Below are 26,111 nucleotides of genomic sequence, written 5' to 3'. Positions count from 1 at the left end.
GACCGAATGGTCGCGCTTCTATTATTTTTGCAATTTACTCAGGTTTGAAGCCGGGTTTGCTGTTTGCTTGGCGCCATTCCTTAATGCTGTTAAGTATTCCCATAGCTGAATTTTCAACACCCTGTTCAGGGTAAAACAGGATATCTGTACCGTTTGGGTGCTCAGACGTATCGACTATTTGGTGAACAAGGACGTCAAGTTCTTCTTCGGATGAGTAATCTCCAACAAACAATCGGTTGATAATCGCCAAAAACTCCGTTTCGGTGTATTGATCATATGGTTTGTTGGAATTCATAACGAGTCACCATTGTCTTTTGAGTGTTCAGCAATATGAGATTTTGGAGTGGTTATGGCCATATTGTCTATGTTGTAGACTTCACCACCTCTACCGATTGGATGTACGTGATGGATTTCGAACTTCTCACGCCCTCCCACCTGCTCGCCTCGAGGCGCATAAGGTGAATATCCACTTTTCATTATCGCTTTGTTAAGTGGGCCAAGTTTGTTGTTTAATTCTGCATCATTTGCCACTGCGCGCCAAAATTTCTCCCTGAATTTATCAAAATTCCTGAAGTCCTGACCACGTAATTGATCTGCTATTTGTGTAGGAACAGGAGCGCCCCCTGCTTCACTAGCACTCCCAAGCCAATTGTCCCCGACCGCTTGCCCCGTCCCGGTTGCCGTCCCAGGTTCATATCGCGGGCCTGAGCGGCTAGCCATGATGTAAACGGGATCAAACCCTGACTCTGCCGGGAACACCAGGATATAGTCGTCAGTGTCAGCCTCGTCACATGTCGGATGTTCGTCAGTCCGGCCTTCTATCTGAGTGACCCTGGCACCTGGGTAAATCATGATGCCGGGTTGCTTGGCCGGTAAATCCGTGGAGCCTAAAGCATCGCTGCCGGGGGCGTCATCGGGCGTCCAAGTCAATGTTCTCGGAAGAATACCCTCAGTCGTGAATGTGTAGAGATTTGTAACTGCGTCCAGCTGGGCGTGTCTGAGTCTGACCGATTTGGAGAGGCCCTCGCCTGTCGCGGCAAGATAGAGATTAGTGTGTCCCCCCTGAACCGACGATACGGCGCGAAACGGTAGAGGGAAGTTGCTGTCATGCTGCACCGATGAAATATAACTAACATCATCAATAAGTAACGAGAGCGGCATGGTCATTACAACGGGGTTGCGTTGAAGTTCACCATTTCCCAATGGCGCCGAGTAGAACACGGTAGACACCAACATGAATGGCCCTCGTGTTAATGTGGTACCTATCTTTTTCAGTGATTCAACCGCACCGTTCAATGAAGTGGGCAAGTGTTCATATCCGGAAATCAAGCCGTCAGGTGTTATTACTAGCGGGTGTACGGATGCCTTTGGGCCGCTAACGGTTGACAAGTTTACGTTATGGATCTGGTATTTGACTCGAATGGAAAAGTCGACAGATTTTTGAATTTGCCGCAGATATTTTTTCCGATTGTTGGAGTTTGATATGCCATAAAATCCTCCGGCATCGCGCTCCGCTGATTCAGCATCCCGATGTGCGGAAAGTAGCTCTTGTTGTTTGTCCTTTAGCCATATTAATCTTTGGTCGATCTCTTTTGGAATGTTCTGTTTAATGCTTTTCGCTATTTCATTAAATTGCTCCGCCAGCGAATCTGCGGATTTTTGTTTTTCCAATTTTATTAGTTTTTCGGCGGCAGCCTTTCTGTGTGCTAGTCGTAGTGCCTCGATCCTGATTTCTTCTTGTTTTCTTTCTTGCGCTTGCCGGTGAGCACTCTGCTCGGCAGCAATGCGTAATTGCTCTTGTAGCCGTTCAGTGTCTTGAGCGCGTGCGATAAGTCCAGAGAAGGCATTCGATGCCTCGGTTAAATATCGAACGGTTTCTGAATGAAGAAGTGACACATGATAGTCTTGCCATCGTTTGCCAAGGTTGGTATGAGCCTGTAAATTCACGAGATTGCTAAGCGCTTCGAGTTCAGGTTTGCTTAGCGGCGCATTAATAGCTGGATTGGCTTTTGCGTAAGAACTGATAGCCGACTGCTCGGATGCGATAATATTGTCTATGGTGGTTTTGTAATTTGTCAGGGATTGAGAGAGCGTAAGTCCGCCTGTTACACCGGCTGAAGAAATATTCTCCAGGATAAAAGAAGGTATAAGCTGGAAGCGTATATCCGTTTCCAGATTAATGGCTGATATTTTCTCATCCACGATTGAAGTTGAACTGTCTTTTGTGGGGTTGAATTCGGGCTCGGCCAGGGTTATTTTTGTAGATAGATCGTTTAGCTGATTAGCCAGAATATTCATCTGCAGCGAAATTCGTTTTAGCTCTAATGCTGATCGGTATGCATTGTCAATGGCTGTATAAGCGGCAGCTAAACTCGCACGAGATTCCACGCTTTCGTATATTTTTCTGAAGGATAATTCCGTCATTAGGAAAAATGGATTGTGACCATAAAGTTAGTGGGCGCTGTCAGTATTAGCTTGAAACTCTGCAATCTTTGATTGGATAGCTTTAATGGTTGTTTCTTGGTCTGTTTTTGCTATTTCTATTGGCGTGAGTACTCGAGTTCCCTTGGCGACCTTTTTTGCCTGCTCAAGTTCTCTATTGGTCGTCTCTGCTAGACTATTGAAAATTCCTATATATTCATTGTCTACTTCCTTGTTATTTGCTTTCTGCTCATTCATAAAGTCATCCCATATGAATGGAGTCAGCGGACTAAGCTTTCCCGATCCCTCACTGGTACCTCTATGAGGACCTTCATTCAGGCCCCAAACTCCCTGAAAAAAACCGCCTTGCCCGAGACCTGGGAGTTTTTCTGCTCTGACCGATACAGGGCCTAGTTCGTAGGAGTTTGGTCCCGTTTTTTTATGAGGGCCTAAATAATTGTTGGCGTTAGACATATGACTTATCCATGTCGATTGTTCCATGTTTACTCGACACCCTGAAAGCAGGGGTCGTCCTTTTTACAGGCAATTGGATGGTGTTTTTAAGGTCTGATTCACAGGTTCAGCGAGGCGATGTACTGATCTCGCGAAATGGTCCATATGAACAAAGCAGAATGTGATGACGTATCAGCGGAGCTAGTGTTGAGCGCTTTCACAGTCATTCCTCTTGTCTGTAGTGCGTCAAACTAAAGTAATTTTTCGAGTGGAATGCGTTATATATTTACCGCCAAATTAACTGTCGATAAATATTGCTAAAAGAGTTTGAGCCATTTGGTCATGGAAATGAAAAGGCCAGAACATCTTCGTCAATTGTTCTGGCCTCTTTGTGCTTATCGCAGCTTCAGCGAACGTGCACCACCACTTTCCCAACCGCCTTGCGCTGGCCCAGATCATTAATGGCTTGCGCCGCATTGATCAGCGGGTACACCTGAGACACCAACGGCTTCAACTTGCCCTCGGCAAACCAGCCAAACAGCTGCTGGAAGTTCGCCGCATTGTCTTGTGGCTGGCGCTGGGCAAACGAACCCCAGAACACGCCGACCACCGCTGCACCCTTGAGCAACGCCAGGTTCACTGGCAGTTCAGGGATGCGTCCACTGGCGAAGCCGACCACCAGCAACCGACCATTCCAGGCGATGGCACGGATGGCCTGGTCGAACAGGTCGCCGCCCACCGGGTCGTAGATCACGTCGGCACCCTGGCCGTCGGTCAGGCGCTTGATTTCGTCCTTGAGGCTGGTTTCGCTGTAGTTGATCAGTTCGTCGGCACCGGCGGCCTTCGCCACGGCGAGCTTTTCGGCGCTGCTGGCGGCGGCGATGACGCGGGCACCCATGGCTTTGCCGATTTCCACCGCCGCGAGGCCGACACCGCCCGAGGCACCGAGTACCAGTAGGGTTTCACCCGGCTGCAGATTGGCGCGCTGCTTGAGCGCGTGCATCGAAGTGCCATAGGTCATGCTGAAAGCGGCAGCGGTGTTGAAATCCATGGATGGCGGGATCGGCAGCACGTTGTAGCCTGGCACCGCGACCTGCTCGGCGAAACTGCCCCAGCCGGTCAGGGCCATGACCCGGTCACCCACTTTCAGATGGCTGACCTTCTCGCCTACCACGCTGACCACGCCGGCCGCTTCACCACCCGGTGAAAACGGGAAGGGCGGCTTGAACTGGTATTTGCCTTCGATGATCAATGTGTCGGGGAAATTCACCCCGGCGGCGTGCACGTCCAGCAGAATTTCGTTCTTCTTCGCGGCAGGACTGGCGACGTCTTCCAGCACCAGCGATTCGGCAGGGCCGAAGGCTTTGCACAGCACAGCTTTCATCAGGGCTATTCCTTTGGGAGTGATGGCCGATAAGTGTAGGTGTGTGAGTCGTCGGGTCAACGAGCATGCCCGGCCCTGATAGTCAGCCATAAGCTTGTGCTTGAGCGGCGGGTCGTTATGCTAGGCCGCAAACCGGATAAGGAGCGAATTGTGAAAGCGTGGATTGTGTTGATGCTGGCCCTGTCTCTGCCTGTGGCAGCGGTGGCTGAAGAAGCTAAAGAAGATGCGGCACCCAAGGTCAATTACATCACCTTGAGCCCGCCATTCGTGGGCAACTATGGGCTGGACGGCACGCCGAAGCTCAAGGTCTACAAGGCCGATGTGGCGTTGCGGGTAACGGGCGAAGAAGCAACCAAGGCTGTCAAAGCCAACGAACCGTTGATCCGCAATCAACTGGTGGCGTTGTTTGCCCAGCAGACCACAGAGGCGATGAACAACGTCGAAGCCAAGGAAAAACTGCGTCAGGAAGCGTTGAAGCAGACCCAGCAAGTCATGAATGACGAAACGGGCAAGCCGGTGGTTGAGGATTTGTTGTTCAACAACCTGATCATCCAGTAATGCTGGATCCTGTAGGAGCCGAGCTTGCTCGCGATAGCGCCCTCAAGACCGCCATCGCCGGCAAGCCGTGCTCCTACAAAAGTGCGATCACCGCCGCCCACTGCTCGGTGGTCACCGGCATCACCGAAAGCCGCGACCCCTTCTGCACCAGCGGCATCTCCGCCAGCGCCGTCTGCTGTTTCAGATAATCCAGCTTCAGCACCTTGGGAAACGTCTCGACGTGAGTGACATCGATCGCGCTCCAGGCGTTTTTCTCAAGTGAAGCCTTGGGGTCGAAGTAATGGCTTTCAGGCTCCAGCGCCGTCGGGTCCGGGTACGCCGCTTCGACAATCTTGCCGATTCCGGCAATTCCCGGCTCGGGGCAGCTTGAGTGATAGAAGAAAAACTCGTCTCCCACCGCCATGGCCCGCAGGAAATTACGTGCCTGATAGTTGCGAACCCCGTCCCAGCGCGCTCGGCCGAGTTTCTCCAGGCCTTTGATCGAGAGTTCGTCGGGCTCGGATTTCATCAGCCAATAGGCCATGTTTTTTGCTCCTTGCGAGATGAGTGGGCAGGTTGTCCGGCAATTTTATGACAAACCGACAGTCGGTTGACGCCAGCATTTGCGTGCTGGTTCTCGTTGTCGCAAAATGCCGGCCTTTAGAGCTTGACGCTGCTGCACGGCCTACAAACGGAAACCGCTGCTGTCATCGTGTAGATATGCCTTTGGGGGGCAGTCGATGAAACGCAAACCGGATTTACTATGGATTTTGGTCATTTTGTTCGGCCTCGGCGTCGTGACCACTGGCTATGCCCAAAGCCTGTGGAGCAACAAGACCGATGCGCCGGTCGAAATCGCACAGTTGCAACAACAGTCGACAGCCTTCAAGCGCTAGGCCTGTCACTCGACGCCGCCGACTCCAGGCGCGTCTAGCCTGCGTAATACCAGGCCTTGTCCGTTACCGTTCCTTGCAGCGGTACATCCCAGCTCGCTTGAGCCAGTCGTTCGACCTTCTGACATTCATGGGCCAGGCCCAACAACGTTGGCTTGCGCCAGTCATTACGACGCGCGAGGTAGGCCAGGCTTCGATCATAGAAGCCGCCGCCCATGCCCAGCCGTCCGCCGACATCGTCAAACCCCACCAGCGGCAACAGCACCAGATCCAGCGCCCAGATCTTGCGTTGCCGAGCAATGTTGGCGCGGGGTTCAAGAATCCGGAATCGGTTGGGCTTGAGTTTTTCACCGGGGCGAATGCGCTGGAACACCATTTTGGTTCGCGGCCAGGCGCTGAGCACCGGCAGATAAGTGGCCTTCCCCCGTCGTTGAGCCGCACGCAGCAGCAAACGCGGGTCGATTTCACCGTCGGTAGGCAGATAAAGGGATATGTGTTTTGCGCGGCGAAACAGCGGTTGCTGGGCCAATTGCTTGTACAGCCCGCGAGCAGCCTGACGCTGCTGACTGGCGGTCAGTGCGCGGCGGGCCTTGCGCAGCATGCGTCGAAGTTGCGGGCGGGGAAGCAGCGCAGGTTCGGTCATGGATTCGCTTCAGCAGTGCGGGTACGTGAAAGCGTACCCGTAAAAAAGCCGATGCCGGTATTTAAACCGGCATCGGACTGGAATCAGGCTCCCCGGATGTACCGCTGTCGACTTAGCCCTTGAACCCGAAAGTTCAAGGTGGAAGATGCAGTAGGCTTTAAGGCTTTCCGTCTAGCGGACATGCACACCAGCCCAACGTGCAACCTCCAGGGTATAGCAAATCGGCTCAGGGACATCGCCAACTGGCAAGCACCCCAGGGAGTGATCGGAGTATACCGCAAGCGTTGGCGCGAATCAGCCTTTGGTGACGTCCGGATCAGTCGCGAGTACCAGATCGACGCGGTCGAGCAGGTCGCGGACCTGTTCGCGGGTCGAACCACTGGCCTGCACATCCGGGCGTTCTTCCTTGTGCAGCAGGTCGTGCGTGATGTTCAGCGCGGCCATCACGGCGATGCGATCAGCGCCAATGACTTTGCCGCTGCTGCGAATTTCGCGCATTTTGCCGTCCAGGTAACGGGCGGCGCTCACCAGGTTGCTGCGTTCTTCCTGGGGGCAGATGATCGAATACTCTTTATCGAGGATCTGCACGGTGACGCTATTGCTTGAACTCATGAGTCTTGCTCCAGGGCCTTGAGGCGCGAAATCATCGATTCGACCTTACGCCGGGCGATTTCGTTCTTTTCAATGAGGTGAGCGCGTTCCTCGCGCCAGGTCTTTTCCTGAGCTAGTAAGAGTCCGTTTTGGCTCTTAAGTTGCTCGACTCGACTAATCAGCAGTTCGAGTCTGGCCATCAGCGCTTGCAGGTCGGTGTCTTCCATTGTCTTCACTGTCTGATGGGGGACGGACCGTAGGAGCGAGCTTGCTCGCGATGAACCCGAGAACGCCGCGGGGTGACAGGCACCCGGCGTTATCGTTGGCGGCCATCGCGAGCAAGCTCGCTCCTACAGGGGTAGTCGATGTAGGATACAAGGCCTTCATTCTAGACATAGCACCGTTTGGTGCCTAGCTGCCCATGCCCATTCAGAATTCTCCGTACCAAGCCTTCGCCACCCTGCTGACCTCCAGCGGTCATAATGTCTCGCCTGCCGAACTGCACGGCCTGTTGCTCGGTCGCAGTTGCGCCGGCGCCGGTTTCGATGCTGACGGATGGCTGATCGATGCCGCCGAGCTGCTCGAAACCGAGCCGCAGGACAACGTACGCAATGCCCTCATCGGCTTGCAAGAGATGGTCAAGGGTGAGCTCACCGGTGACGACGTGACCGTCGTTCTGCTGCTGCCGACCGATGACGCTCCGCTCGCCGACCGTGCCGCCGCACTGGGCGAATGGTGCCAGGGTTTTCTCAGCGGTTTCGGCCTGAACTGCCGTGACAGCAGCGCTCTGAGCACCGAGGCTACTGAGGTGTTGCAGGATCTCGCCGCCATTTCCCAGGTTCAAGACGCTCTGGAAGAGTCCGAGGACGGCGAAAGCGACTACATGGAAGTCATGGAATACCTGCGCGTCGCGCCGCTTCTGCTGTTCTCCGAAACCAAAAAACCGGACGCGCCGGCTGCCAAACCGTCGTTGCACTAAATAAAGCCAGGGAACGCCATCTGCCCATGATCCATATCCCGAAAGCGGAATACAGCCGTCGCCGCAAGGCCCTGATGGCGCAGATGGAACCCAACAGCATCGCCATCCTGCCCGCCGCCGCGGTTGCCATTCGCAACCGCGATGTCGAGCACGTTTACCGCCAGGACAGCGATTTCCAGTACCTCAGCGGTTTTCCCGAGCCGCAGGCCGTTCTGGTGTTGATGCCGGGGCGTGTGCATGGCGAATACATCCTGTTCTGCCGTGAACGCAATGCCGAGCGAGAACTGTGGGACGGTTTGCGTGCCGGTCAGGAAGGCGCAATCCGCGACTTCGGTGCTGATGATGCGTTCCCGATCACCGATATCGACGACATCCTGCCAGGCCTGATCGAAGGTCGCGACCGGGTGTATTCGGCCATGGGCAGCAACCCGGAATTCGACCGGCACCTGATGGACTGGATCAACGTGATCCGTTCCAAAGCCAACCTCGGTGCCCAGCCGCCGAACGAATACGTTGCCCTGGATCATTTGCTTCACGACATGCGCCTGTATAAATCGGCTGCAGAAGTGAAGGTGATGCGTGAAGCCGCACGGATTTCCGCCCAGGCCCACGTGCGCGCCATGCAGGCCAGCCGTGCCGGTTTGCATGAATTCAGCCTCGAAGCCGAGCTTGATTACGAGTTCCGCAAGGGCGGGGCGAAGATGCCGGCCTACGGGTCGATCGTCGCAGCGGGGCGCAACAGCTGCATTCTGCATTACCAGCAGAATGACGCAGTGCTCAAGGACGGCGACCTTGTACTGATCGACGCCGGTTGCGAAATCGACTGCTACGCCAGCGACATCACCCGCACCTGGCCGGTCAGCGGCAAGTATTCAGAGGAACAGAAAGCGATCTACGAGTTGGTGCTGGCGGCCCAGGAAGCCGCGTTTGCCGAGATTGCCCCGAACAAACATTGGAATCAGGCCCATGAAGCCACGGTTCGGGTGATCACCACCGGCCTTGTCGAGTTGGGCTTGTTGCAGGGCGACGTCGGCGAACTGATCGCCAGCGAAGCCTATAAGGCGTTTTACATGCACCGTGCCGGCCACTGGCTGGGCATGGATGTGCATGATGTCGGCGAGTACAAGGTCGGCGGAGAATGGCGCGTGCTGGAGGTCGGCATGGCGCTGACCGTTGAGCCAGGGATCTACATCGCCCCGGACAACCAATACGTGGCGAAGAAATGGCGTGGTATTGGCGTGCGCATCGAGGACGACGTGGTGGTGACCAAAACCGGTTGTGAAATCCTGACCAAAGGCGTCCCGAAAACTGTCGCCGAAATCGAGGCGCTGATGGCGCAAGCACGGACACAAGCGGCATGAGTCGAGTCAATCTGGCAATAATCGGTGGCGGCCTGGTCGGCGCCAGCCTGGCGTTGGCCTTGCAGGCCGGGGCCAAGGCTCGTGGCTGGAAGATCGTGCTGATCGAGCCATTCGCGCCCGGCGATACGTATCAGCCGAGTTACGACGCGCGCTCCACGGCGTTGTCTTTTGGTGCCCGGCAGATTTATCAGCGGTTGGGCGTGTGGCAGGAGATCTCGCGCCGCGCCGAACCGATCAAGCAGATTCACGTTTCCGACCGTGGGCGTTTCTCCACGGCGCGACTGTCGGCGATGGAAGAGGGCGTGCCGGCGCTGGGCTATGTGGTGGAAAACGCCTGGCTCGGCCAATGCCTGTGGCAGGGGCTGGACAAGGACGTGATCAGCTGGCGTTGCCCGGCGGAAGTCACGCGCATGGAGCCACAGACCAACGGTTATCGCCTGACCCTCAATGACGAAACCACGTTGGAGTGCGACCTCGCAGTGCTCGCCGATGGCGGCCGCTCCGGCCTGCGCGAGCAACTGGGGATCGGCATCAAAAAGCGCCCGTACAACCAAAGTGCGCTGATCACCAACATCACCCCGAGCGAAGCCCATAACGGCATGGCCTTTGAACGCTTCACCGATGACGGCCCGATGGCGTTGCTGCCGCTGCCGGACAACCGCTGTGCACTGGTCTGGACCCGACTGGGCATGGACGCGCAACGCTTGGCCGACCTTGATGAACGCAGTTTCCTCAGCGAGTTGCAGAGTGTCTTCGGCTATCGCCTCGGCTCATTGAAGCAAGTAGGTGCGCGACATCTGTATCCGCTGTCGCTGGTAGAGGCCGAAGAGCAGGTGCGGCCGCACCTGGCAATCCTCGGAAACGCCGCCCACAGCCTGCACCCGATTGCCGGCCAGGGGTTCAACCTGTCCTTGCGCGATGCCGAGGCATTGGCACAAGCCCTGCTCGCCAGCGAGCAGCCATTGGGTGATTTCCCGACCTTGCAGGCGTACCGCGAGCGCCAGCGTCTGGATCAGAACCTCACCGTAGGCTTCTCCGATCAGGTCACGCGCCTTTTCGGCAGCACGCAGCCGCTGGTTTCCATGGGTCGCAATCTTGGCCTGCTCGGCCTCGATTTGCTGCCGCCGGCCAAGCGCTGGTTCGCCCGGCAGGCCATGGGTCTGGGTACTCGCCCTGATGTTTAAGTGGCTGACCCATACGTTCGGCAAGGCTCGATTGATGCGCTGGTTCATGAGCCTCTACCCGCCGTATCTAGGTGCCGGGGTTCGGGTGCGTCACATCAGCGACGACTTCCGCGATATCCAGGTCTCCATGGGCCTGAGCTGGTACAACCGCAATTACGTCGGCACGCAGTTCGGTGGCAGTTTGTATTCGATGGTCGACCCGTTCTTCATGCTGATGCTCATGGAGAACCTCGGGCGCGACTACATCGTTTGGGACAAGGCCGCCGATATTGATTTCATCGCGCCAGGCAAAGGTCCGGTGTTCGCCCGCTTCAACATCGATGACACCTTGCTCGATGAGGTCCGTCGACAGACGGCGGACGGCAAAAAATACCTGCCGCAACTTCAGGTCGATATTCATGATGGCGCAGGCAACCTTGTCGCGCGCGTCGGTAAAACCCTTTACGTGCGGCTCAAACCGCAAGCGAGACAGGCTTAAAGCATGGAAATGCGCGCAGATCTGCTGATTGTCGGAGCTGGAATGGTCGGCAGCGCTTTGGCGCTGGCGTTGCAGGACAGTGGGCTGGAAGTCCTGCTGCTGGACGGCAGCCCAATGAGCGTCAAACCGTTTGACACTCAGGCGCCGTTCGAACCTCGTGTGAGTGCCTTGTCTGCTGCAAGCCAGCGGATTCTCGAACGCCTCGGCGTCTGGGAGGGCATCGCCAACCGGCGCAGCAGCCCGTACAGCGACATGCAGGTCTGGGATGGCAGCGGCACCGGACAAATCCATTTCTCGGCGGCCAGCGTGCATGCTGATGTGCTGGGTCACATCGTCGAAAACCGCGTGGTCCAGGATGCCTTGCTCGACCGTTTGCACGACTGCGATCTGGGCATGTTGGCCAACTCACGTCTGGAGCAGATGCGCCGTTCTGGAGATGACTGGCTGCTGACCCTGGCCGATGGCCGCACCTTGCGCGCACCGTTAGTTATTGCGGCGGATGGCGCTAACTCGGCGGTACGGCGCCTGACCGGCGTCGCGACGCGTGAGTGGGACTATCTGCACCATGCGATCGTCACCAGTGTGCGCAGTTCCCAGCCGCATCAATCGACCGCGTGGCAGCGTTTTACCGATAACGGTCCATTGGCGTTTCTGCCCTTGGAGCGGGACGGTCAGCAGGATTGGTGTTCGATCGTCTGGTCGACCACCCCGAATGAAGCCGAACACTTGATGACACTGGATGACGAAGGTTTCTGTCGCGGGCTGGAGCGGGCGTTCGAAGGTCGGCTCGGCAGCGTGCTCAGCGCCGACCCGCGCCTGTGTGTGCCGCTGCGTCAGCGCCATGCCAAGCGTTACGTGGCTGAAGGTCTGGCGTTGATCGGTGATGCGGCGCACACCATTCACCCGTTGGCGGGACAGGGCGTGAACCTTGGATTTCTAGATGCTGCGGTGCTGGCGGAAGTGCTGCTGCAAGCGGCTGCCCGTGGTGAGCGCCTGGCGGATGTGAAGGTGCTGAGTCGTTACGAGCGCAGGCGCATGCCACATAACCTGGCGTTGATGGCAGCGATGGAGGGCTTCGAACGGTTGTTCCAGGCCGATCCGCTACCGGTGCGCTGGTTACGTAATGCGGGTTTGAAAATGGTCGACCAGATGCCTGAAGCCAAGGCGTTGTTTGTGCGTGAGGCGCTCGGATTGACCGGAGATTTGCCGGCGTTGGCCAAGGCTTGATCAGTCCTCATGCAGGCGCAGCCTTCGGCAGCTCCTACACGGAGCGCGGTGGATTCGTTAGTTGTGCAACATCTGGTAACTCACCCGCGAACTGTTCGATTGAGAAGCTAAATGTGAGTCCTTATCATTTGGCCTCATTTTTCAATCGAGGGACCGCTTCCATGTTGGCATCCAAGCGTCTACTGACCGCACTGGCCCTGACCCTGATCGGCAGCACCGCCGCCCAGGCCGCCGACGAGGTAGTGGTCTACTCTTCGCGTATCGATGAGCTGATCAAGCCAGTGTTCGATGCCTACACCGCAAAAACCGGTGTGAAGGTGAAGTTCATTACCGACAAGGAAGCGCCGCTGATGCAGCGGATCAAGGCCGAGGGTGAGAACGCCACCGCCGACCTGCTGCTGACCGTCGATGCCGGTAACCTCTGGCAAGCCGAGCAAATGGGCATCCTGCAGCCATTCACCTCGAAAACCATCGACACCAACATTCCGCAGCAATATCGCGCGTCTTCTCACGCGTGGACAGGCCTGAGCCTGAGGGCGCGGACCATCGCCTATTCCACCGCTCGGGTGAAACCGGGCGAACTGACCACCTACGAAGCGCTGGCCGACAAGAACTGGGAAGGTCGCCTGTGCCTGCGCACGGCGAAGAAGGTCTACAACCAATCGCTGACCGCCACCATGATCGAAGTCCACGGCGCCGAGAAAACCGAGAAGATCCTCAAGGGCTGGGTCAACAACCTGTCCACCGACGTGTTCTCCGATGACGTTGCAGTACTTGAAGCCATCAATGCGGGCCAGTGCGACGTCGGCATCGTCAATACCTACTACTACGGCCGCCTGCACAAGCAGAAGCCTGACCTGCCGGTTAAGCTGTTCTGGCCGAACCAGGCGGATCGCGGCGTGCACGTCAACTTGTCGGGTATCGGCCTGACCAAATATGCCCCGCACCCGGAAGCAGCCAAGGCTTTGGTTGAGTGGATGACCACGCCTGAAGCGCAGAAAATCTTCGCTGACGTGAACCAGGAATTCCCGGCCAACCCGGCGGTGAAGCCATCGGCTGAAGTGGCCGCCTGGGGCCAATTCGTGGCCGATACCTTGCCGGTGGAAGTCGCGGGCAAGCGTCAGGCCGAAGCGATTCGCATGATGGACCGCGCTGGCTGGAACTGAGTCGGCTGTTTTAAAGATCAAAAGATCGCAACCTTCGGCTGCTCTTACACGGTCAATGTAGGAGCTGCCGAAGGCTGCGATCTTTTTGCGTTTCCCCTTCACTTCAAGATTTCGCGAGAGTTTCTCCTTGGCCCACCCCGCCCAACGCCGCTGGTACCCGCTGGTCTTCGCCATCGCTGCGCTGGTTCTGCTGCCCCTGAGTGTGTTGCTACTCTCGTGGCAAACCATCGATCAACAGATCTGGTCCCACCTCTGGGGCACGCAGATGTCGCGCCTGCTGGGCAATACCCTGACGCTGGTGCTCGGCGTTGGTATCGGTGTGACGGTGCTGGGTGTGAGCCTGGCCTGGCTCACCAGCCTCTGCGAATTCCCTGGCCGGCGTTGGCTGGACTGGGCATTGATGTTGCCGTTTGCGATTCCGGCTTATGTGCTGGCGTTCGTTTTCGTCGGGTTGCTGGATTTCGCGGGCCCGGTACAAACCCTGCTGCGCGAGTGGTTCGGCACCGGCATGCGCTTGCCGCGAGTGCGATCCACGGGCGGTGTGATCCTGGTTCTGGTGCTGGTCTTCTATCCTTACGTTTATCTGCTGGCACGCACCGCGTTCCTGGCGCAGGGCAAAGGCTTGATGGAAGCGGCGCGTGTCCTTGGGCAATCACCATGGCAAGCGTTCTTGCGGGTGGCGTTGCCGATGGCGCGACCGGCCATCGGCGCGGGCGTGGCGTTGGCGCTGATGGAGACCCTGGCGGACTTCGGTGCTGTCTCGGTGTTCAACTTCGACACTTTCACCACCGCGATCTATAAGACCTGGTACGGCTTTTTCAGTCTCTCAACCGCCGCGCAACTCGCCAGTCTGTTGCTGCTGGTGGTGATGCTCGTGCTGTACGGCGAGCGTCGTGCCCGTGGCGCCAACCGCGCGAGTAACGAACGGCCACGGGTCAAGGCGTTGTACCACCTGCATGGCTTGAAAGCGCTGTTGGCCATGAGTTGGTGCGGTCTGGTGTTTGCCTGCGCCTTCGTCATTCCGATGCTGCAACTGATGGTGTGGTTCTGGCAGCGCGGGCGCTTCGATCTGGATGAGCGTTACGCCGGGCTGATCGTCCATACCTTGTACCTGGGTGCGATGGCGGCGTTGATCACCGTCAGTGTTGCGCTGGTTTTGGCATTTGCCCGGCGTCTGGCGCCGACCCCGGGTATCCGGGCTGGCGTGAGTCTGGCCAATCTTGGCTACGCCTTGCCTGGTTCGGTGCTGGCGGTATCGATCATGCTCGCGTTCAGTTACCTGGACCGCGAGCTGGTGATCCCGCTCTCCGCTTGGCTCGGCGGGGCCGGCAAGCCGCTGCTGCTGGGCAGTCTGGCGGCGTTGTTACTGGCGTATCTGGTGCGTTTCATCGCCGTCGCGTATGGACCGCTGGAAAGCAGCCTGGCGCGTATACGGCCATCTTTGCCCGAAGCGGCACGAAGCCTTGGAGTCAGTGGGCCACGACTGTTTTTCAAAGTGTATCTGCCGTTGTTGCTGCCGGGCTGCTTGAGTGCTGCGTTGCTGGTGTTCGTCGATGTGCTCAAGGAAATGCCCGCGACCCTTCTGATGCGCCCGTTTGGCTGGGATACGCTGGCCGTGCGGATCTTTGAAATGACCAGCGAAGGTGAGTGGGCGAGGGCGTCTTTGCCGGCATTGACCCTGGTTTTGGTCGGGCTGTTACCGGTCATCGGGTTGATTCGACGTTCGGCGCATCAAAACAGCTAGGTGTCAGTCCTACACCTTGCGGCTACAATGCGCGGCATTCGGTGCGGTACGTCTGACAGACAAGGTAGTAAAAATCGGCTGGGAGCCTTTTATTTCAAGGCTTTTTTTCGATTCAGCACTCGCCCGCACCTTCGCCACGCCCGGAAGGAGAAACCCATGGGACAGCGTACGCCTCTGTATGACCTTCATCTCGCTCTCGGCGCGAAGATGGTCGATTTTGGCGGTTGGGATATGCCTCTGCACTATGGATCGCAGGTCGAGGAGCACCATCAAGTGCGTCGCGATTGCGGTGTGTTCGATGTATCCCACATGACCGTGATCGATGTCGGCGGTGCCCAGGCCAAGGCCTGGCTTCAGCATTTGCTGGCCAATGACGTCGAGCGCCTGCACAGCTCCGGCCGTGCGTTGTACAGCACCATGCTCAATGAGCACGGCGGCATCGTCGATGACATGATCGTCTATCGCCTCGACGAGGGTTATCGCCTGGTGGTCAACGCTTCTACCCGCAATCAGGACCTGGCCTGGATGCAGGCTCACCTTGATGGTTTCGATGTGCAACTCAGCGAGCGCGCCGAGTTGGCAATGCTGGCTATCCAAGGCCCGCATGCCCGGCACAAAGTTGCCGAATTGGTGAGCCAGTCCCGCGGCAATCTTATCCAGCTACTCAAACCCTTCGAAGGGCAGCCCGACGGTGACTGGTTCATTGCGCGCACCGGCTACACCGGCGAAGACGGTCTGGAAATTATCCTGCCGGCCAATCAGGCGCCGGGATTCTTCAATGATTTGGTAGGGGCGGGTATTTCCCCGATCGGCCTGGGCGCGCGCGATACCTTGCGCGTCGAAGCCGGCATGAACCTCTACGGTCAGGACATTCATCAAGACGTTTCACCGTTGGCCTCGAACATGGCCTGGAGCATTGCCTGGGAGCCGGCTACCCGCCAGTTCATCGGTCGCACGGCCCTGGAAGCCGAACAGGCCGGCGGCATTCAGCACAAACTGGTCGGTCTGGTCCTCGAGGAGCGCGGGGTTTTGCGCGCTCATCAAGTGGTCCGTATCGCCGATGTTGGCGAAGGGGAGATCACCAGTGGTAGTTTCTCTCCTACGCTTAGCAAGTCGATTGCACTGGCGCGCGTGCCGATGGCAACAGCCGACCGCGCAGAAGTGGAAATCCGTGGCAAGTGGTACCCGGTCCGAGTGGTCAAACCGACCTTCGTACGCCATGGCAAAACCTTGATCTAACCTTTTCTGGCGGCAACCACCGCTGACAATTATTTGAGGACACAGAACATGAGCGATATCCCTGCCGACCTGCGTTTTGCCGAAAGTCACGAATGGGCTCGCCTGGAAGCCGATGGCACCGTCACCGTGGGCATCAGCGATCACGCGCAGGAAGCGCTGGGTGATGTGGTTTTTGTTGAGTTGACTGAAGTCGGAAAAACCTTCGCCGCTGGTGAGCAGTCTGGTGTCGTGGAGTCGGTTAAAGCGGCGTCCGACATCTACTCTCCGGTTTCCGGTGAAGTGATCGCGATCAACGAAGAGCTGGGCGCAAACCCTGAGCTGCTGAACTCCGACCCTTACAACGCCTGGATCTTCAAGCTCAAGCCAAGCAACACCTCTGAGCTGGACAAGCTGCTCGATGCAGCCGGCTACAAGGCTGCTATCGGCGAGTAATCCTCGCCTTGTAGGAGCTGCCGAAGGCTGCGATCTTTTGATTTTATGAACGAAGATCAAAAGATCGCAGCCTTCGGCAGCTCCTACATGGGTCGAATTAAGGCTTCAGAGCAGCTTTGACCGCTGCCACAGACCGCTCGACATCCGCTTTGCTCATGGCCGTAAACATCGGCAGAGAAACGATCAGGCGTCCCACGCGTTCCGCTGTCGGGAACATGCCTTCCTTGAAACCGCGTTCGCGGTAAAGGCTCAGCAGGTGAATCGGCGGGTAGTGATAGCCGATACCCACACCCAATGCCTGCATCCGCTCCATGAAGGTCGCTCGCGCCGGTTTGCCATCGTGGCGCTCTGGCAATACCAGCTGGAACAAATGCCAGTTGCTGTTCTCGAAATTCGCCGGCGGCAGTTGCGCGCCGTACTGTGCTGCGAAATCCTCGCCAAAACAGCTGAAGTAATGCCGGGCCAACTCGCGCCGATGAGCGGTGATTGCGTCGATATGGGCAAATTGCCCAAGGCCAATGGCCGCTGCGACATCGGTCATGTTGAACTTGCCGCCCAGTACATCGACATCCAGGCCGTCGAAGCCGCTGCGGGTGACGCCTTGCAATCGGTACTTTTCTGCCAGCCTTACTTCTTCTGCATTGTTCAGCACCAGGCAGCCGCCCTCCGAAGAGGTGACGTTCTTGTTTGCCTGGAAGCTGAAGGACACGAAATCACCGGTCGAGCCAATGCGCTGGCCGTTCCAGCTTGAGCCCAGCGCCTGTGCCGCGTCTTCGACGATCCGCAGACCGTGCTTCTGCGCCACGGCATACAGGCGCGTCATGTCCACGGGCAACCCGGCCAGGTACACCGGGATAATGGCCTTGGTGCGCGGGGTGATGGCGGCTTCGAGCTGTGCCAAGTCAATGTTGCGGGTCAACGGGTCGATGTCGGCAAACACTGGCGTCGCGCCGACTTCCAGTATCACGTTGGCAGTGGCCACCCAGGAAATCGGCGTAGTGATCACTTCATCACCCGGCCCGATGCCGGCGATGCGCAAGGCAATCTCCATGGTGCAGGTGCCGGAATTGAATGTGCGCACCGGGCGCCCGCCAAAATACGCCGAGAGTTGCGCTTCAAAGGCCTGGACCTTGGGACCGCTGGTAATCCAGCCGGAGCGCAAGACCTCGCCGACGGCGGCAATAGTGGCTTCGTCGATGGTGGGTTTGGAAAAGGGCAGGAAAGGCAGTTGGCTCATAAATGCAGGCACCCGATCAGCGGACAATAGGTAGACGACGAGCATGATGGTCCGGTTTGCCCGGCAGCGCCACGCCATCCGTATCGACACCGGCTGCTATGCTGGTTTGACCGTGTTGCATCGACGCTGAGCGCCAGTCAAGAGAGAGCCCGTCATGTCCCAGTTGCCGTCCCTGAGCCAGTTACGCGATCCCAATGCTTTTCTCCGCCGTCACCTCGGGCCGGATGCCGCCGAGCAACAGGCGATGCTCGACAGCCTTGGCCTCGGCAGCCGAGTGGAGTTGATCGAGCAAACGGTGCCGCCGGGCATTCGCTTGAACCGCCCGCTCGACCTGCCACCCGCCCTCGACGAAGAAGCCGCGCTGGACAAGCTGCGCGGTTACGCCGAGCAGAACCAGGTCTGGACCAGCCTGATTGGCATGGGTTATCACGGCACGCAGACGCCGACGGTCATCCTGCGCAACGTGCTGGAGAATCCCGGCTGGTACACCGCGTACACACCTTATCAACCGGAAATCGCCCAAGGGCGGCTCGAAGCGCTGCTCAATTTTCAGCAATTGACCATCGACCTCACGGGCCTGGAACTGGCCAACGCTTCGCTGCTGGACGAAGCCACGGCGGCGGCGGAAGCCATGGCCCTGGCCAAGCGGGTTGCCAAGTCGAAAAGCAATTTGTTCTTTGTTGACGAAAACTGTCATCCGCAGACTATTTCGGTGGTGCAGACCCGCGCCGAAGGCTTTGGTTTCGAGCTGATCATCGACGCTGTGGATAACTTGAAGCAGCACCAGGTGTTCGGGGCGCTGCTGCAATATCCAGACACCCATGGCGAGGTTCGCGACCTTCGGCCCTTGATCGATCACTTGCATGCCCAGCAGGCGCTGGCGTGTGTCGCGGCTGATCTGCTGAGTCTTTTGTTACTGACGCCACCGGGTGAATTGGGCGCCGATGTGGTGTTCGGTTCGTCCCAGCGGTTTGGCGTGCCTATGGGTTACGGCGGGCCCCACGCGGCATTTTTTGCCAGCCGTGACGAATATAAACGAGCGATTCCCGGGCGGATCATCGGCGTGTCGAAAGACGCCCGTGGCAACGTCGCGCTGCGCATGGCCCTGCAAACCCGCGAGCAACATATTCGCCGCGAAAAGGCCAACTCCAACATCTGCACCGCTCAGGTGCTGCTGGCCAATATCGCCAGTTTCTATGCGGTCTACCACGGGCCGGAAGGGCTGAGACGGATTGCCCAGCGTGTTCATCGCTTGACCTGCATCCTCGCCGCCGGCCTTGAGCGCAAGGGCGTCGCTCGCCTCAACCAACACTACTTCGACACCCTGACCCTGGAGGTCGGCGGCACCCAGACCGCGATCATCGAAAGCGCTCAGGCTGCGCAGATCAACTTGCGCATTCTCGGGCGTGGGCGATTGGCTGTGAGCCTCGACGAAAGCTCTGATGAATCCACGGTGGCGAAACTGTTTGATGTGTTCCTGGGTGCCGATCATGGGCTCATCGTCGACGAACTGGACGCAGAAACCCTGGCTCCCGGCATTCCCGACGCGCTGGCACGCACCTCGCCTTACCTGCGCCATCCGGTGTTCAACGTTCATCACAGCGAAACCGAAATGCTGCGCTACCTCAAGCAGCTGGAAAACAAGGACCTGGCGCTCAATCAATCGATGATCCCGCTGGGCTCTTGCACCATGAAGCTCAACGCCACCAGCGAGATGATCCCGATAACCTGGCCGCAGTTCGCCAACCTGCACCCGTTTGCACCGAAAGAGCAGGCAATCGGCTACGGGTTGATGATCGAAGAACTGGAGCGCTGGCTCTGCGCGATCACCGGTTTTGATGCGATCTGCATGCAACCCAACTCCGGGGCCCAGGGTGAGTACGCCGGGTTGCTGGCAATCCGCAAATACCACGAGAGCCGCCACGAGGGCGGGCGCGATATTTGTCTGATCCCGTCATCGGCCCACGGCACCAACCCGGCTTCGGCGCAGATGGCGGGGATGCGCGTGGTGATTGTCGAGTGCGATGAGGCGGGCAACGTTGATCTGGATGACTTGAAGGAAAAAGCCGCCGCTGCGTCGGACAAACTTGCCTGCCTGATGGCGACTTATCCATCCACCCATGGTGTGTACGAGGAAGGCATCAGCGAAATCTGCGAAGTTATCCACAGCCACGGCGGCCAGGTGTACATGGACGGTGCCAACCTCAACGCCCAGGTCGGGCTGGCACGTCCGGCGGACATTGGCGCGGATGTGTCGCACATGAACCTGCACAAAACCTTCTGTATTCCTCATGGCGGGGGTGGGCCGGGCATGGGGCCGATTGGTGTGCGTGCGCATCTGGCACCGTTCGTGGCCAATCACCCGGTGGTGCCAATCGACGGGCCGCTGCCGCAGAACGGTGCCGTCAGCGCTGCGCCTTGGGGTAGCGCGAGCATTTTGCCGATCAGCTGGATGTACATCGCGATGATGGGGCCGCAATTGGCAGATGCCAGCGAGGTAGCAATCCTCGCCGCGAATTACCTGGCGCGGCACTTGTCCGGGGCGTTTCCGGTGCTCTACACCGGGCGTAACGAACGGGTGGCGCACGAATGCATTCTCGACTTGCGACCGCTCAAGGCGTTGACCGGCATCAGCGAAGAGGACGTGGCCAAGCGCCTGATGGACTATGGCTTCCATGCACCGACCATGTCGTTTCCAGTGCCAGGGACGTTGATGGTCGAGCCCACTGAAAGTGAATCCAAGGCAGAGCTGGATCGCTTCATTGGGGCGATGCTGAGCATTCGCGCAGAAATTACCGAGGTGCAGAAAGGCAACTGGCCGGCTGAAGACAACCCGCTTAAACGGGCGCCGCATACATTGGCGGATGTCACCGGGGTTTGGGAGCGGCCGTACAGCATTGAGCAGGCCGTCACGCCGGATGCGCATACCAAGGCCCACAAGTACTGGCCGGTGGTGAACCGGGTGGACAACGTTTACGGGGACCGGAATCTGTTTTGTGCGTGTGTGCCGCTGGACGAATACCGCTGAAGAAGTGCAACACGCATAACCCCTTGTAGGAGCTGCCGAAGGCTGCGATCTTTTGATCTTGTTTTTAAAGCGAGATCAAAAGATCGCAGCCTTCGGCAGCTCCTACAGGGGAGCAAAAAAATGCCGCTCAGGTGAGCGGCATTTTTGTTCAGCAAACAGGTTTATTCCGAAGCAACGGCATTCTTCGCCAGAATCGCATTCGCCAGTTCCATATCTGTCGCCTGCAAGCCCGGGTTGTCGGCACGGACTTTCTTCATCGCAGCCTCCAGATACGGGCCACGGATGCCGCCGTCACTGGCAACAAAGCTGCCAGCATCGTCTTGGGCGGCGACGATCAGTTTGTGATCCTTGAACGTCAAGTAAGTCGAGCCGGTGGTTGCACCGGACGAAATGACGTTACGCCAAAAGCTGTCGGCCATCGCCGAACCGACTGGCAGGGACAACAAGGCGATGGTTGCGACAGCAAGTTTGAAACGCATGATGGGTGACTCCACTGGGGGGTTAACTACGGCGTTGGATTGCCAATCCCCCAATCGAGTTCCATAGCAGGCTATTCAGCTTGATCGACCAACAAGATAGCCCCTTGCTGGCCGATCACCCGTACGCGGGTGCCAATGGCGGCGTCGGGCCCCTGGGCCATCCACACGCCGTCGGCCACTTTGATTTTGCCGCGACCACCGACAATTGCTTCATGCACCACAAAGGTTTTGCCGATCAGTTCCTGGCCGCGCAGGTTCAGGTTGGGCTGATCGCTCTGGCGCACCGCGCTGCGCTGGCGCCGCCACCAGTACAGCGCGGTGCCGATCGAGAGCAGGCCGAACAGCAGAAACTGCAATTCCCAGGACATGGCCGGCACGACATAGGTCAACACGCCCACGGCTGCCGCCGCCATACCGATCCACAGCAGGTAGCCACCGGCACCGAACACTTCAAGAATCAGCAAAATGGTGCCCAGCGCCAGCCAGTCCCAAAACGAAAGATGCTGCAGAAATGCCCACATAACGTGCCTCAGGCTTTCTTGTTATCGAAGGTGGCTTTGACGATTTCGCCAATGCCGCCGACGGCGCCAATCATCGAACTGGCTTCGAGCGGCATCAGGATCACCTTGCTGTTATTGGCCGCGGCCAGTTTGCCCAGCGCATCAATGTATTTCTGCGCGACGAAGTAGTTGACCGCCTGCACGTTGCCGCTGGCGATGGCTTCGGATACCACTTTGGTTGCCTGGGCTTCCGCTTCGGCTTGCCGCTCACGAGCTTCCGATTCAAGGAACGCGGCCTGCCGGCTGCCTTCGGCTTCGAGGATCTGCGCCTGTTTCTTGCCCTCGGCGGTCAGGATCGCAGCGGCGCGCAAACCTTCGGCTTCAAGGATTTGCGCGCGCTTGATGCGCTCGGCTTTCATTTGCCCCGACATCGCTGCCATCAAGTCGGCCGGCGGACTGATGTCCTTGATCTCGATCCGGGTGATCTTGATGCCCCACGGCGCGGTCGCTTCATCGACGGTGCGCAGCAGTTTTTCGTTGATGCCGTCGCGCTGGCTGAGCATCGCGTCGAGCTCCATCGAACCCAGCACGGTACGGATGTTGGTTTGCAGCAGGTTGCGGATGGCGTGTTCGAGGTTGTTCACCTCGTAAGCTGCCTGAGCCGTATTGACTACCTGGAAGAAGCACACCGCATCAATCTGCACGGTGGCGTTGTCGGCGGTGATGACTTCCTGAGGGGGAATATCCAGCACGCTTTCCATCACATTGATCTTGCGACCGATGCGGTCCATCACCGGGATGATGATGTTCAGCCCCGGCTTGAGTGTGTTGGTGTAGCGCCCGAAACGCTCGACGGTCCATTCAAAGCCCTGGGGAACGACCTTGAAGCCCATGAATAGAATGGCGACCACCAGGCCGATAAAAAGTAAAAGCACACTGCCGATCTGCATAACGATTCCCTGTTGATGTGTGAGGGCAGGAGTGTAGCGGGGCCGGTCGCGTATAAGTACTGCTTGTCGGCCCCTGCATCATCAGGTGACACAAAACGTATTATTTCTGCTCGCTCTGCGGCGTCACCCGCAACACTTCTTCAATGGTCGTCAAGCCCGCCGCTACTTTCTGTGCCCCCGACAAACGCAAGCTGCGCATGCCCTCCTTGAATGCCTGACGCCGCACGGCCAGCAAATCGGTGTCGGGATTGATCAGCGCTTTGAGACCGTCTGTCAGTTGCATGATTTCGTAGACCCCGGCGCGGCCGTGATACCCGGTGTCGCGGCATTCCAGGCAGCCGATGGCGCGTTGGGCGTTGCTGGGCAGCGGCGCTTGCCAGGGCCGGGTCAACGTTTGCCAGTCCTCGTCGCCCAAGGCTTGCGGTGCCTTGCAGTGTGGGCACAAGGTTCGCACCAGCCGTTGGGCCATGACGCCTAGCACCGTGGCCTTGATCAGGTAATGCGGCACACCGAGTTCGAGAAGGCGACTGATGGCGCTGGGCGCATCGTTGGTATGCAGCGTCGACAGCACCAGGTGACCGGTGAGGGCGGCCTGGATTGCCATCTCCGCCGTTTCGAGGTCGCGGATCTCGCCGATCATGATGATGTCCGGGTCTTGCCGCATCAGTGCGCGTATTCCGGCGGCAAAGGTCAGGTCGATGTTGTGCTGGACCTGCATCTGGTTGAACGCCGGCTCGACCATTTCTATCGGGTCTTCGATGGTGCAGAGGTTGACCTCCGGCGTCGCCAGTTTTTTCAGCGTGGTGTAGAGCGTGGTGGTTTTACCGGAACCGGTCGGCCCGGTGACCAGAATGATGCCGTTGGGCTGGCGGGTCATGTCGTGCCAGCGGCGCAGGTCGTCGGCTGAAAACCCAAGCTGATCGAAGTCCTTGAGCAACACTTCCGGGTCGAAAATCCGCATGACCATTTTTTCGCCGAACGCTGTTGGCAAAGTCGAGAGTCGCAGCTCGACTTCGCCGCCGTCCGGGGTCTTGGTTTTCACCCGGCCGTCCTGGGGTTTGCGTTTTTCCGCAACATTCATCCGGCCCAGGCTTTTCAGGCGGCTGACGATGGCCATGGTCACTTGCGGCGGGAATTGATAGACGTTGTGGAGCACGCCGTCGATGCGAAAACGCACCGTGCCTTGTTCGCGCCGGGGTTCGATGTGGATATCGCTGGCGCGTTGCTGGAAGGCGTACTGGAACAGCCAGTCGACGATGTTGACGATGTGCGCGTCGTTGGCGTCCGGTTCCTGATCGCTGGCGCCGAGGTTGAGCAACTGTTCGAAGTTGCCCAGCGTGTTCACCTGTTGGTCGGCAGTGTTCGCGCCGGTCACCGACTTGGCCAGGCGAAAGAACTCCACGCTGAAGCGCTGGATGTCCAACGGGTTGGCCACCACGCGTTTGATCGGCAGCTTCAGCACATGAGTCAGGTCGGCCTCCCAGCCAGTGACGTAGGGCTGGGCACTGGCGACGGTCACGGCATCGCGATCAATCGACACCGCGAGGATCTTGTGGCGCTGGGCGAAGGCGTAGGACATCAACGGCGTGATGGCCGCGACGTTGATTTTCAGTGGATCGATACGCAGGTAAGGCTGACCGGCCTGCTGCGACAGCCACAGGGTCAGGCTTTCGAGGTCGAGATGTTTGCCGGGGCGACTGAGGTCGTCCAGCTGTTGGCTGGCGATGAATTCCAGTGGGTGCATCTGGCCATTAGCGGCATTGCGGCGACGGGCATTGAGCGCGTGTTCGGCCGAATCCTGGCTGATAAAGCCCTGGGCGACCAGCTCACGCAGCAATTCGTTGAGATCCAGCCAGCGGTCCTGAATGGCGAGTTGAACGGACATGCGGGCTCCTTTTGAACAACCGTTCGCAGAGGATAGTCGTGACCCCGCAGACCGTTGGGCCACTACCCGACGAAGCCGTATCGAGTTTTTTCAGCCTGCCGCCTGAGCCGCTTCGACCCACGCAGAATCAGCCGCTTGCAGATCGACCGAGCAGACGCTGATCAGGTTACGAAATTTTTCCGCAATCACATGGGCGCGGTGCCAGCTTAATCCGTCGATGACGATGTCGATGGTCAGCAAGTCTTGCTGGCGTTGCACGTTTACCTGTTCCGGAGTGAGGAACTGCAAGGCAAAAAAATTGAGCACTCGGCACAGCAGATCCGGTTCGGCTTCCGCCAACAATTGGTACTGAACGCGGCAGTGGGCGTTGCTGATGTTCCAGACATCGGCGCGGGCGGGCAGGCTGTTCACGGCTTCTAAATGCGGCATGGTTGATCTCCAAATTTGCTGGAGAAATTTTTACATTCGGGAACCGGTATTTCTTATCTATGATTGGGTGTATTGCGGTTCTTTGGAATCGCACAATTCACAAAGTGATCATTTGAAGGTTTTATTATGCAAAGCGAGTTGGACAGCTACGACCGAAAGATCCTCGCCTTGCTGCAAGAGGACGCTTCGCTTTCCAGTGCGCAGATCGCCGAGCAGGTGGGGCTGTCGCAGTCGCCATGCTGGCGGCGGATTCAGCGGATGAAAGAGGAAGGGATCATTCGCGCCCAGGTGACCTTGCTCGACCGCAAGAAAATCGGCCTGAACACGCAGATTTTCGCGCAGGTCAAACTCAACGCCCACGGCCGTTCGAACTTCACCGAATTCACCGAGGCGATTCGCGGTTTTCCCGAAGTGCTGGAGTGTTATGTATTGATGGGGGCAGTGGATTTTTATGCTGCGGATCGTTGCGGCGGACATCGAGGCGTATGAGCGTTTCTTTTTCGAAAAGCTGTCGATGGTACCGGGGATTCAGGAGGTCAATTCGGTTGTGGCGTTGTCGGAGATCAAGTCCACCACCAGTTTGCCGGTCTGAAATTCTGCGGTAATAGTGCGGGCCCCATCGCCAGCAGGCTGAACTGGCCTAATGATTTTGGACACTTCAATCGGGCGCTATGATGGCGCCCAAATCTGAGGTGTTTGGATATGCGTAAATCTTATTCGAGAGAGTTCAAGCTCAAGGCCGCCAGCATGGTGCTGGATGAAGGGCAGTCAGTTCCCGACGTCTGTGCCAGTCTGGATATTGGCCCTACCGCCTTGCGCCGCTGGGTCGATCAGGTTCGTAAAGAGCGCTTGGGTTCGACCCCGCCGGGGG

The 26,111-nt window shown here is 58.0% G+C and carries 27 protein-coding genes, 1 other RNA gene and 1 pseudogene; 14 read left to right on the top strand and 15 right to left on the bottom strand.

Going from position 1 to position 26,111, the window contains the following annotated elements:
• Window positions 1-34: 34 nt before the first annotated feature.
• From KUF73_RS30730 to KUF73_RS30715, 4 genes are all read right to left on the bottom strand, one after another.
• On the bottom strand, window positions 35-295 hold the full coding sequence (locus tag KUF73_RS30730; protein WP_218441685.1) for a bacteriocin immunity protein: 261 nt from the start codon (window positions 293-295) through the stop codon (window positions 35-37).
• Window positions 292-2,298 carry an S-type pyocin domain-containing protein gene (locus tag KUF73_RS30725; RefSeq protein WP_218441684.1) on the bottom strand — a complete coding sequence of 669 codons (2,007 nt, stop codon included), beginning with the start codon at window positions 2,296-2,298 and terminating at the stop codon, window positions 292-294. Before KUF73_RS30725 ends, KUF73_RS30730 begins: the two co-directional genes overlap by 4 nt.
• A gap of 153 nt (window positions 2,299-2,451) precedes the next feature.
• Window positions 2,452-2,895 (bottom strand): hypothetical protein, encoded by a 444-nt coding sequence (locus KUF73_RS30720; protein ID WP_218441683.1) that lies wholly within the window; start codon window positions 2,893-2,895, stop codon window positions 2,452-2,454.
• A 385-nt stretch (window positions 2,896-3,280) separates the two neighbouring features.
• Window positions 3,281-4,258, bottom strand: coding sequence for an NADPH:quinone oxidoreductase family protein (locus KUF73_RS30715; RefSeq protein WP_218441682.1), 978 nt, complete (start codon window positions 4,256-4,258; stop codon window positions 3,281-3,283).
• Window positions 4,259-4,408: 150 nt separating this feature from the next.
• Between KUF73_RS30715 and KUF73_RS30710 the strand changes: the two genes are divergently transcribed.
• Complete coding sequence (locus tag KUF73_RS30710; RefSeq protein WP_218441681.1) at window positions 4,409-4,816, top strand: flagellar basal body-associated protein FliL; 408 nt, start codon at window positions 4,409-4,411, stop codon at window positions 4,814-4,816.
• Window positions 4,817-4,889: 73 nt separating this feature from the next.
• Here the strand turns inward: KUF73_RS30710 and KUF73_RS30705 are convergent, their stop codons facing one another.
• Entirely contained in the window at window positions 4,890-5,339 is a 450-nt protein-coding gene (locus KUF73_RS30705; protein WP_218441680.1) for an EVE domain-containing protein, read from the bottom strand.
• 196 nt (window positions 5,340-5,535) lie between these two features.
• Between KUF73_RS30705 and KUF73_RS30700 the strand changes: the two genes are divergently transcribed.
• Window positions 5,536-5,691, top strand: coding sequence for a hypothetical protein (locus KUF73_RS30700; RefSeq protein WP_218441679.1), 156 nt, complete (start codon window positions 5,536-5,538; stop codon window positions 5,689-5,691).
• A gap of 34 nt (window positions 5,692-5,725) precedes the next feature.
• Here the strand turns inward: KUF73_RS30700 and KUF73_RS30695 are convergent, their stop codons facing one another.
• The 4 genes from KUF73_RS30695 to KUF73_RS30680 all read right to left on the bottom strand — a co-directional run bounded on the left by KUF73_RS30695 (window position 5,726) and on the right by KUF73_RS30680 (window position 7,149).
• Window positions 5,726-6,331 carry a 5-formyltetrahydrofolate cyclo-ligase gene (locus KUF73_RS30695; RefSeq protein WP_218441678.1) on the bottom strand — a complete coding sequence of 202 codons (606 nt, stop codon included), beginning with the start codon at window positions 6,329-6,331 and terminating at the stop codon, window positions 5,726-5,728.
• An 85-nt stretch (window positions 6,332-6,416) separates the two neighbouring features.
• A non-coding RNA gene (gene ssrS / locus KUF73_RS30690) (6S RNA) lies at window positions 6,417-6,595 on the bottom strand.
• Between the two features lie 30 nt (window positions 6,596-6,625).
• Window positions 6,626-6,943, bottom strand: coding sequence for a cell division protein ZapA (locus tag KUF73_RS30685; protein ID WP_007942435.1), 318 nt, complete (start codon window positions 6,941-6,943; stop codon window positions 6,626-6,628).
• Entirely contained in the window at window positions 6,940-7,149 is a 210-nt protein-coding gene (locus tag KUF73_RS30680; RefSeq protein WP_007942437.1) for a TIGR02449 family protein, read from the bottom strand. Before KUF73_RS30680 ends, KUF73_RS30685 begins: the two co-directional genes overlap by 4 nt.
• 194 nt (window positions 7,150-7,343) lie before the next feature.
• On the opposite strand from KUF73_RS30680, the gene KUF73_RS30675 reads away from it, so the two are divergent.
• The 9 genes from KUF73_RS30675 (at window position 7,344) to gcvH (ending at window position 16,732) form a co-directional block, all read left to right on the top strand.
• On the top strand, window positions 7,344-7,901 hold the full coding sequence (locus KUF73_RS30675) for a YecA family protein (RefSeq protein ID WP_218441677.1): 558 nt from the start codon (window positions 7,344-7,346) through the stop codon (window positions 7,899-7,901).
• A 26-nt stretch (window positions 7,902-7,927) separates the two neighbouring features.
• Window positions 7,928-9,262, top strand: a complete 1,335-nt coding sequence (gene pepP / locus KUF73_RS30670) for a Xaa-Pro aminopeptidase (RefSeq protein ID WP_218441676.1) — start codon at window positions 7,928-7,930, stop codon at window positions 9,260-9,262.
• Window positions 9,259-10,446, top strand: a complete 1,188-nt coding sequence (gene ubiH, locus KUF73_RS30665) for a 2-octaprenyl-6-methoxyphenyl hydroxylase (protein WP_218441675.1) — start codon at window positions 9,259-9,261, stop codon at window positions 10,444-10,446. Before pepP ends, ubiH begins: the two co-directional genes overlap by 4 nt.
• Window positions 10,439-10,924, top strand: coding sequence for a DUF4442 domain-containing protein (locus tag KUF73_RS30660; RefSeq protein ID WP_218441674.1), 486 nt, complete (start codon window positions 10,439-10,441; stop codon window positions 10,922-10,924). The genes ubiH and KUF73_RS30660 overlap by 8 nt, the downstream gene beginning before the upstream one ends.
• Before the next feature lie 9 nt (window positions 10,925-10,933).
• A complete protein-coding gene (locus tag KUF73_RS30655; protein ID WP_218441695.1) occupies window positions 10,934-12,151 on the top strand; it encodes a 2-octaprenyl-3-methyl-6-methoxy-1,4-benzoquinol hydroxylase in 1,218 nt (405 codons plus the stop codon).
• Window positions 12,152-12,312: 161 nt separating this feature from the next.
• Complete coding sequence (locus KUF73_RS30650; RefSeq protein ID WP_218441673.1) at window positions 12,313-13,317, top strand: extracellular solute-binding protein; 1,005 nt, start codon at window positions 12,313-12,315, stop codon at window positions 13,315-13,317.
• A 127-nt stretch (window positions 13,318-13,444) separates the two neighbouring features.
• Complete coding sequence (locus KUF73_RS30645; RefSeq protein ID WP_218441672.1) at window positions 13,445-15,061, top strand: iron ABC transporter permease; 1,617 nt, start codon at window positions 13,445-13,447, stop codon at window positions 15,059-15,061.
• Window positions 15,062-15,217: 156 nt separating this feature from the next.
• Window positions 15,218-16,300 (top strand): glycine cleavage system aminomethyltransferase GcvT, encoded by a 1,083-nt coding sequence (gene gcvT / locus KUF73_RS30640; RefSeq protein ID WP_218441671.1) that lies wholly within the window; start codon window positions 15,218-15,220, stop codon window positions 16,298-16,300.
• 48 nt (window positions 16,301-16,348) lie between these two features.
• Window positions 16,349-16,732, top strand: a complete 384-nt coding sequence (gcvH, locus tag KUF73_RS30635; protein WP_218441670.1) for a glycine cleavage system protein GcvH — start codon at window positions 16,349-16,351, stop codon at window positions 16,730-16,732.
• A gap of 97 nt (window positions 16,733-16,829) precedes the next feature.
• On the opposite strand, the gene KUF73_RS30630 is transcribed toward gcvH, so the two are convergent.
• Window positions 16,830-17,969 (bottom strand): DegT/DnrJ/EryC1/StrS aminotransferase family protein, encoded by a 1,140-nt coding sequence (locus KUF73_RS30630; protein WP_218441669.1) that lies wholly within the window; start codon window positions 17,967-17,969, stop codon window positions 16,830-16,832.
• A gap of 154 nt (window positions 17,970-18,123) precedes the next feature.
• On the opposite strand from KUF73_RS30630, the gene gcvP reads away from it, so the two are divergent.
• Entirely contained in the window at window positions 18,124-20,997 is a 2,874-nt protein-coding gene (gene gcvP / locus KUF73_RS30625; protein WP_218441668.1) for an aminomethyl-transferring glycine dehydrogenase, read from the top strand.
• Between the two features lie 161 nt (window positions 20,998-21,158).
• On the opposite strand, the gene KUF73_RS30620 is transcribed toward gcvP, so the two are convergent.
• From KUF73_RS30620 to KUF73_RS30600, 5 genes are all read right to left on the bottom strand, one after another.
• Window positions 21,159-21,476 carry a DUF2388 domain-containing protein gene (locus KUF73_RS30620; RefSeq protein ID WP_371135576.1) on the bottom strand — a complete coding sequence of 106 codons (318 nt, stop codon included), beginning with the start codon at window positions 21,474-21,476 and terminating at the stop codon, window positions 21,159-21,161.
• Between the two features lie 71 nt (window positions 21,477-21,547).
• Window positions 21,548-21,997 (bottom strand): NfeD family protein, encoded by a 450-nt coding sequence (locus KUF73_RS30615; protein WP_218441667.1) that lies wholly within the window; start codon window positions 21,995-21,997, stop codon window positions 21,548-21,550.
• Between the two features lie 8 nt (window positions 21,998-22,005).
• Window positions 22,006-22,926, bottom strand: coding sequence for an SPFH domain-containing protein (locus KUF73_RS30610; protein ID WP_218441666.1), 921 nt, complete (start codon window positions 22,924-22,926; stop codon window positions 22,006-22,008).
• 100 nt (window positions 22,927-23,026) lie between these two features.
• On the bottom strand, window positions 23,027-24,811 hold the full coding sequence (locus tag KUF73_RS30605; protein ID WP_218441665.1) for a GspE/PulE family protein: 1,785 nt from the start codon (window positions 24,809-24,811) through the stop codon (window positions 23,027-23,029).
• 90 nt (window positions 24,812-24,901) lie between these two features.
• Window positions 24,902-25,240, bottom strand: coding sequence for a hypothetical protein (locus KUF73_RS30600; protein ID WP_218441664.1), 339 nt, complete (start codon window positions 25,238-25,240; stop codon window positions 24,902-24,904).
• Between the two features lie 126 nt (window positions 25,241-25,366).
• On the opposite strand from KUF73_RS30600, the pseudogene KUF73_RS30595 reads away from it, so the two are divergent.
• Both KUF73_RS30595 and KUF73_RS30590 read left to right on the top strand, forming a co-directional pair.
• Window positions 25,367-25,832: pseudogene (locus KUF73_RS30595) on the top strand (Lrp/AsnC family transcriptional regulator).
• Between the two features lie 110 nt (window positions 25,833-25,942).
• Window positions 25,943-26,111 (top strand): transposase (locus tag KUF73_RS30590; RefSeq protein WP_218441693.1); only part of this gene is annotated, 169 nt, incomplete at its 3' end.

This window comes from Pseudomonas sp. PD9R, assembly GCF_019200975.1.
Lineage (GTDB): Bacteria > Pseudomonadota > Gammaproteobacteria > Pseudomonadales > Pseudomonadaceae > Aquipseudomonas.
Note: the sequence above shows the minus strand (reverse complement) of the source record. Positions and strands in the feature narration are given on the sequence as shown.

Coding starts and splice junctions, on each gene's coding strand:
- KUF73_RS30610 (WP_218441666.1), bottom strand. CDS start 22,926: ATGCAGATCGGCAGTGTGCTTTTACTTTTTATCGGCCTGGTGGTCGCC.
- KUF73_RS30620 (WP_371135576.1), bottom strand. CDS start 21,476: ATGCGTTTCAAACTTGCTGTCGCAACCATCGCCTTGTTGTCCCTGCCA.
- gcvP (WP_218441668.1), top strand. CDS start 18,124: ATGTCCCAGTTGCCGTCCCTGAGCCAGTTACGCGATCCCAATGCTTTT.
- KUF73_RS30730 (WP_218441685.1), bottom strand. CDS start 295: ATGAATTCCAACAAACCATATGATCAATACACCGAAACGGAGTTTTTG.
- gcvT (WP_218441671.1), top strand. CDS start 15,218: ATGGGACAGCGTACGCCTCTGTATGACCTTCATCTCGCTCTCGGCGCG.
- KUF73_RS30720 (WP_218441683.1), bottom strand. CDS start 2,895: ATGTCTAACGCCAACAATTATTTAGGCCCTCATAAAAAAACGGGACCA.
- KUF73_RS30680 (WP_007942437.1), bottom strand. CDS start 7,149: ATGGAAGACACCGACCTGCAAGCGCTGATGGCCAGACTCGAACTGCTG.
- KUF73_RS30660 (WP_218441674.1), top strand. CDS start 10,439: ATGTTTAAGTGGCTGACCCATACGTTCGGCAAGGCTCGATTGATGCGC.
- KUF73_RS30725 (WP_218441684.1), bottom strand. CDS start 2,298: ATGAATATTCTGGCTAATCAGCTAAACGATCTATCTACAAAAATAACC.
- KUF73_RS30600 (WP_218441664.1), bottom strand. CDS start 25,240: ATGCCGCATTTAGAAGCCGTGAACAGCCTGCCCGCCCGCGCCGATGTC.
- KUF73_RS30655 (WP_218441695.1), top strand. CDS start 10,934: ATGCGCGCAGATCTGCTGATTGTCGGAGCTGGAATGGTCGGCAGCGCT.
- gcvH (WP_218441670.1), top strand. CDS start 16,349: ATGAGCGATATCCCTGCCGACCTGCGTTTTGCCGAAAGTCACGAATGG.
- KUF73_RS30630 (WP_218441669.1), bottom strand. CDS start 17,969: ATGAGCCAACTGCCTTTCCTGCCCTTTTCCAAACCCACCATCGACGAA.
- KUF73_RS30615 (WP_218441667.1), bottom strand. CDS start 21,997: ATGTGGGCATTTCTGCAGCATCTTTCGTTTTGGGACTGGCTGGCGCTG.
- KUF73_RS30675 (WP_218441677.1), top strand. CDS start 7,344: ATGCCCATTCAGAATTCTCCGTACCAAGCCTTCGCCACCCTGCTGACC.
- ubiH (WP_218441675.1), top strand. CDS start 9,259: ATGAGTCGAGTCAATCTGGCAATAATCGGTGGCGGCCTGGTCGGCGCC.
- KUF73_RS30705 (WP_218441680.1), bottom strand. CDS start 5,339: ATGGCCTATTGGCTGATGAAATCCGAGCCCGACGAACTCTCGATCAAA.
- KUF73_RS30715 (WP_218441682.1), bottom strand. CDS start 4,258: ATGAAAGCTGTGCTGTGCAAAGCCTTCGGCCCTGCCGAATCGCTGGTG.
- KUF73_RS30605 (WP_218441665.1), bottom strand. CDS start 24,811: ATGTCCGTTCAACTCGCCATTCAGGACCGCTGGCTGGATCTCAACGAA.
- KUF73_RS30700 (WP_218441679.1), top strand. CDS start 5,536: ATGAAACGCAAACCGGATTTACTATGGATTTTGGTCATTTTGTTCGGC.
- pepP (WP_218441676.1), top strand. CDS start 7,928: ATGATCCATATCCCGAAAGCGGAATACAGCCGTCGCCGCAAGGCCCTG.
- KUF73_RS30695 (WP_218441678.1), bottom strand. CDS start 6,331: ATGACCGAACCTGCGCTGCTTCCCCGCCCGCAACTTCGACGCATGCTG.
- KUF73_RS30650 (WP_218441673.1), top strand. CDS start 12,313: ATGTTGGCATCCAAGCGTCTACTGACCGCACTGGCCCTGACCCTGATC.
- KUF73_RS30685 (WP_007942435.1), bottom strand. CDS start 6,943: ATGAGTTCAAGCAATAGCGTCACCGTGCAGATCCTCGATAAAGAGTAT.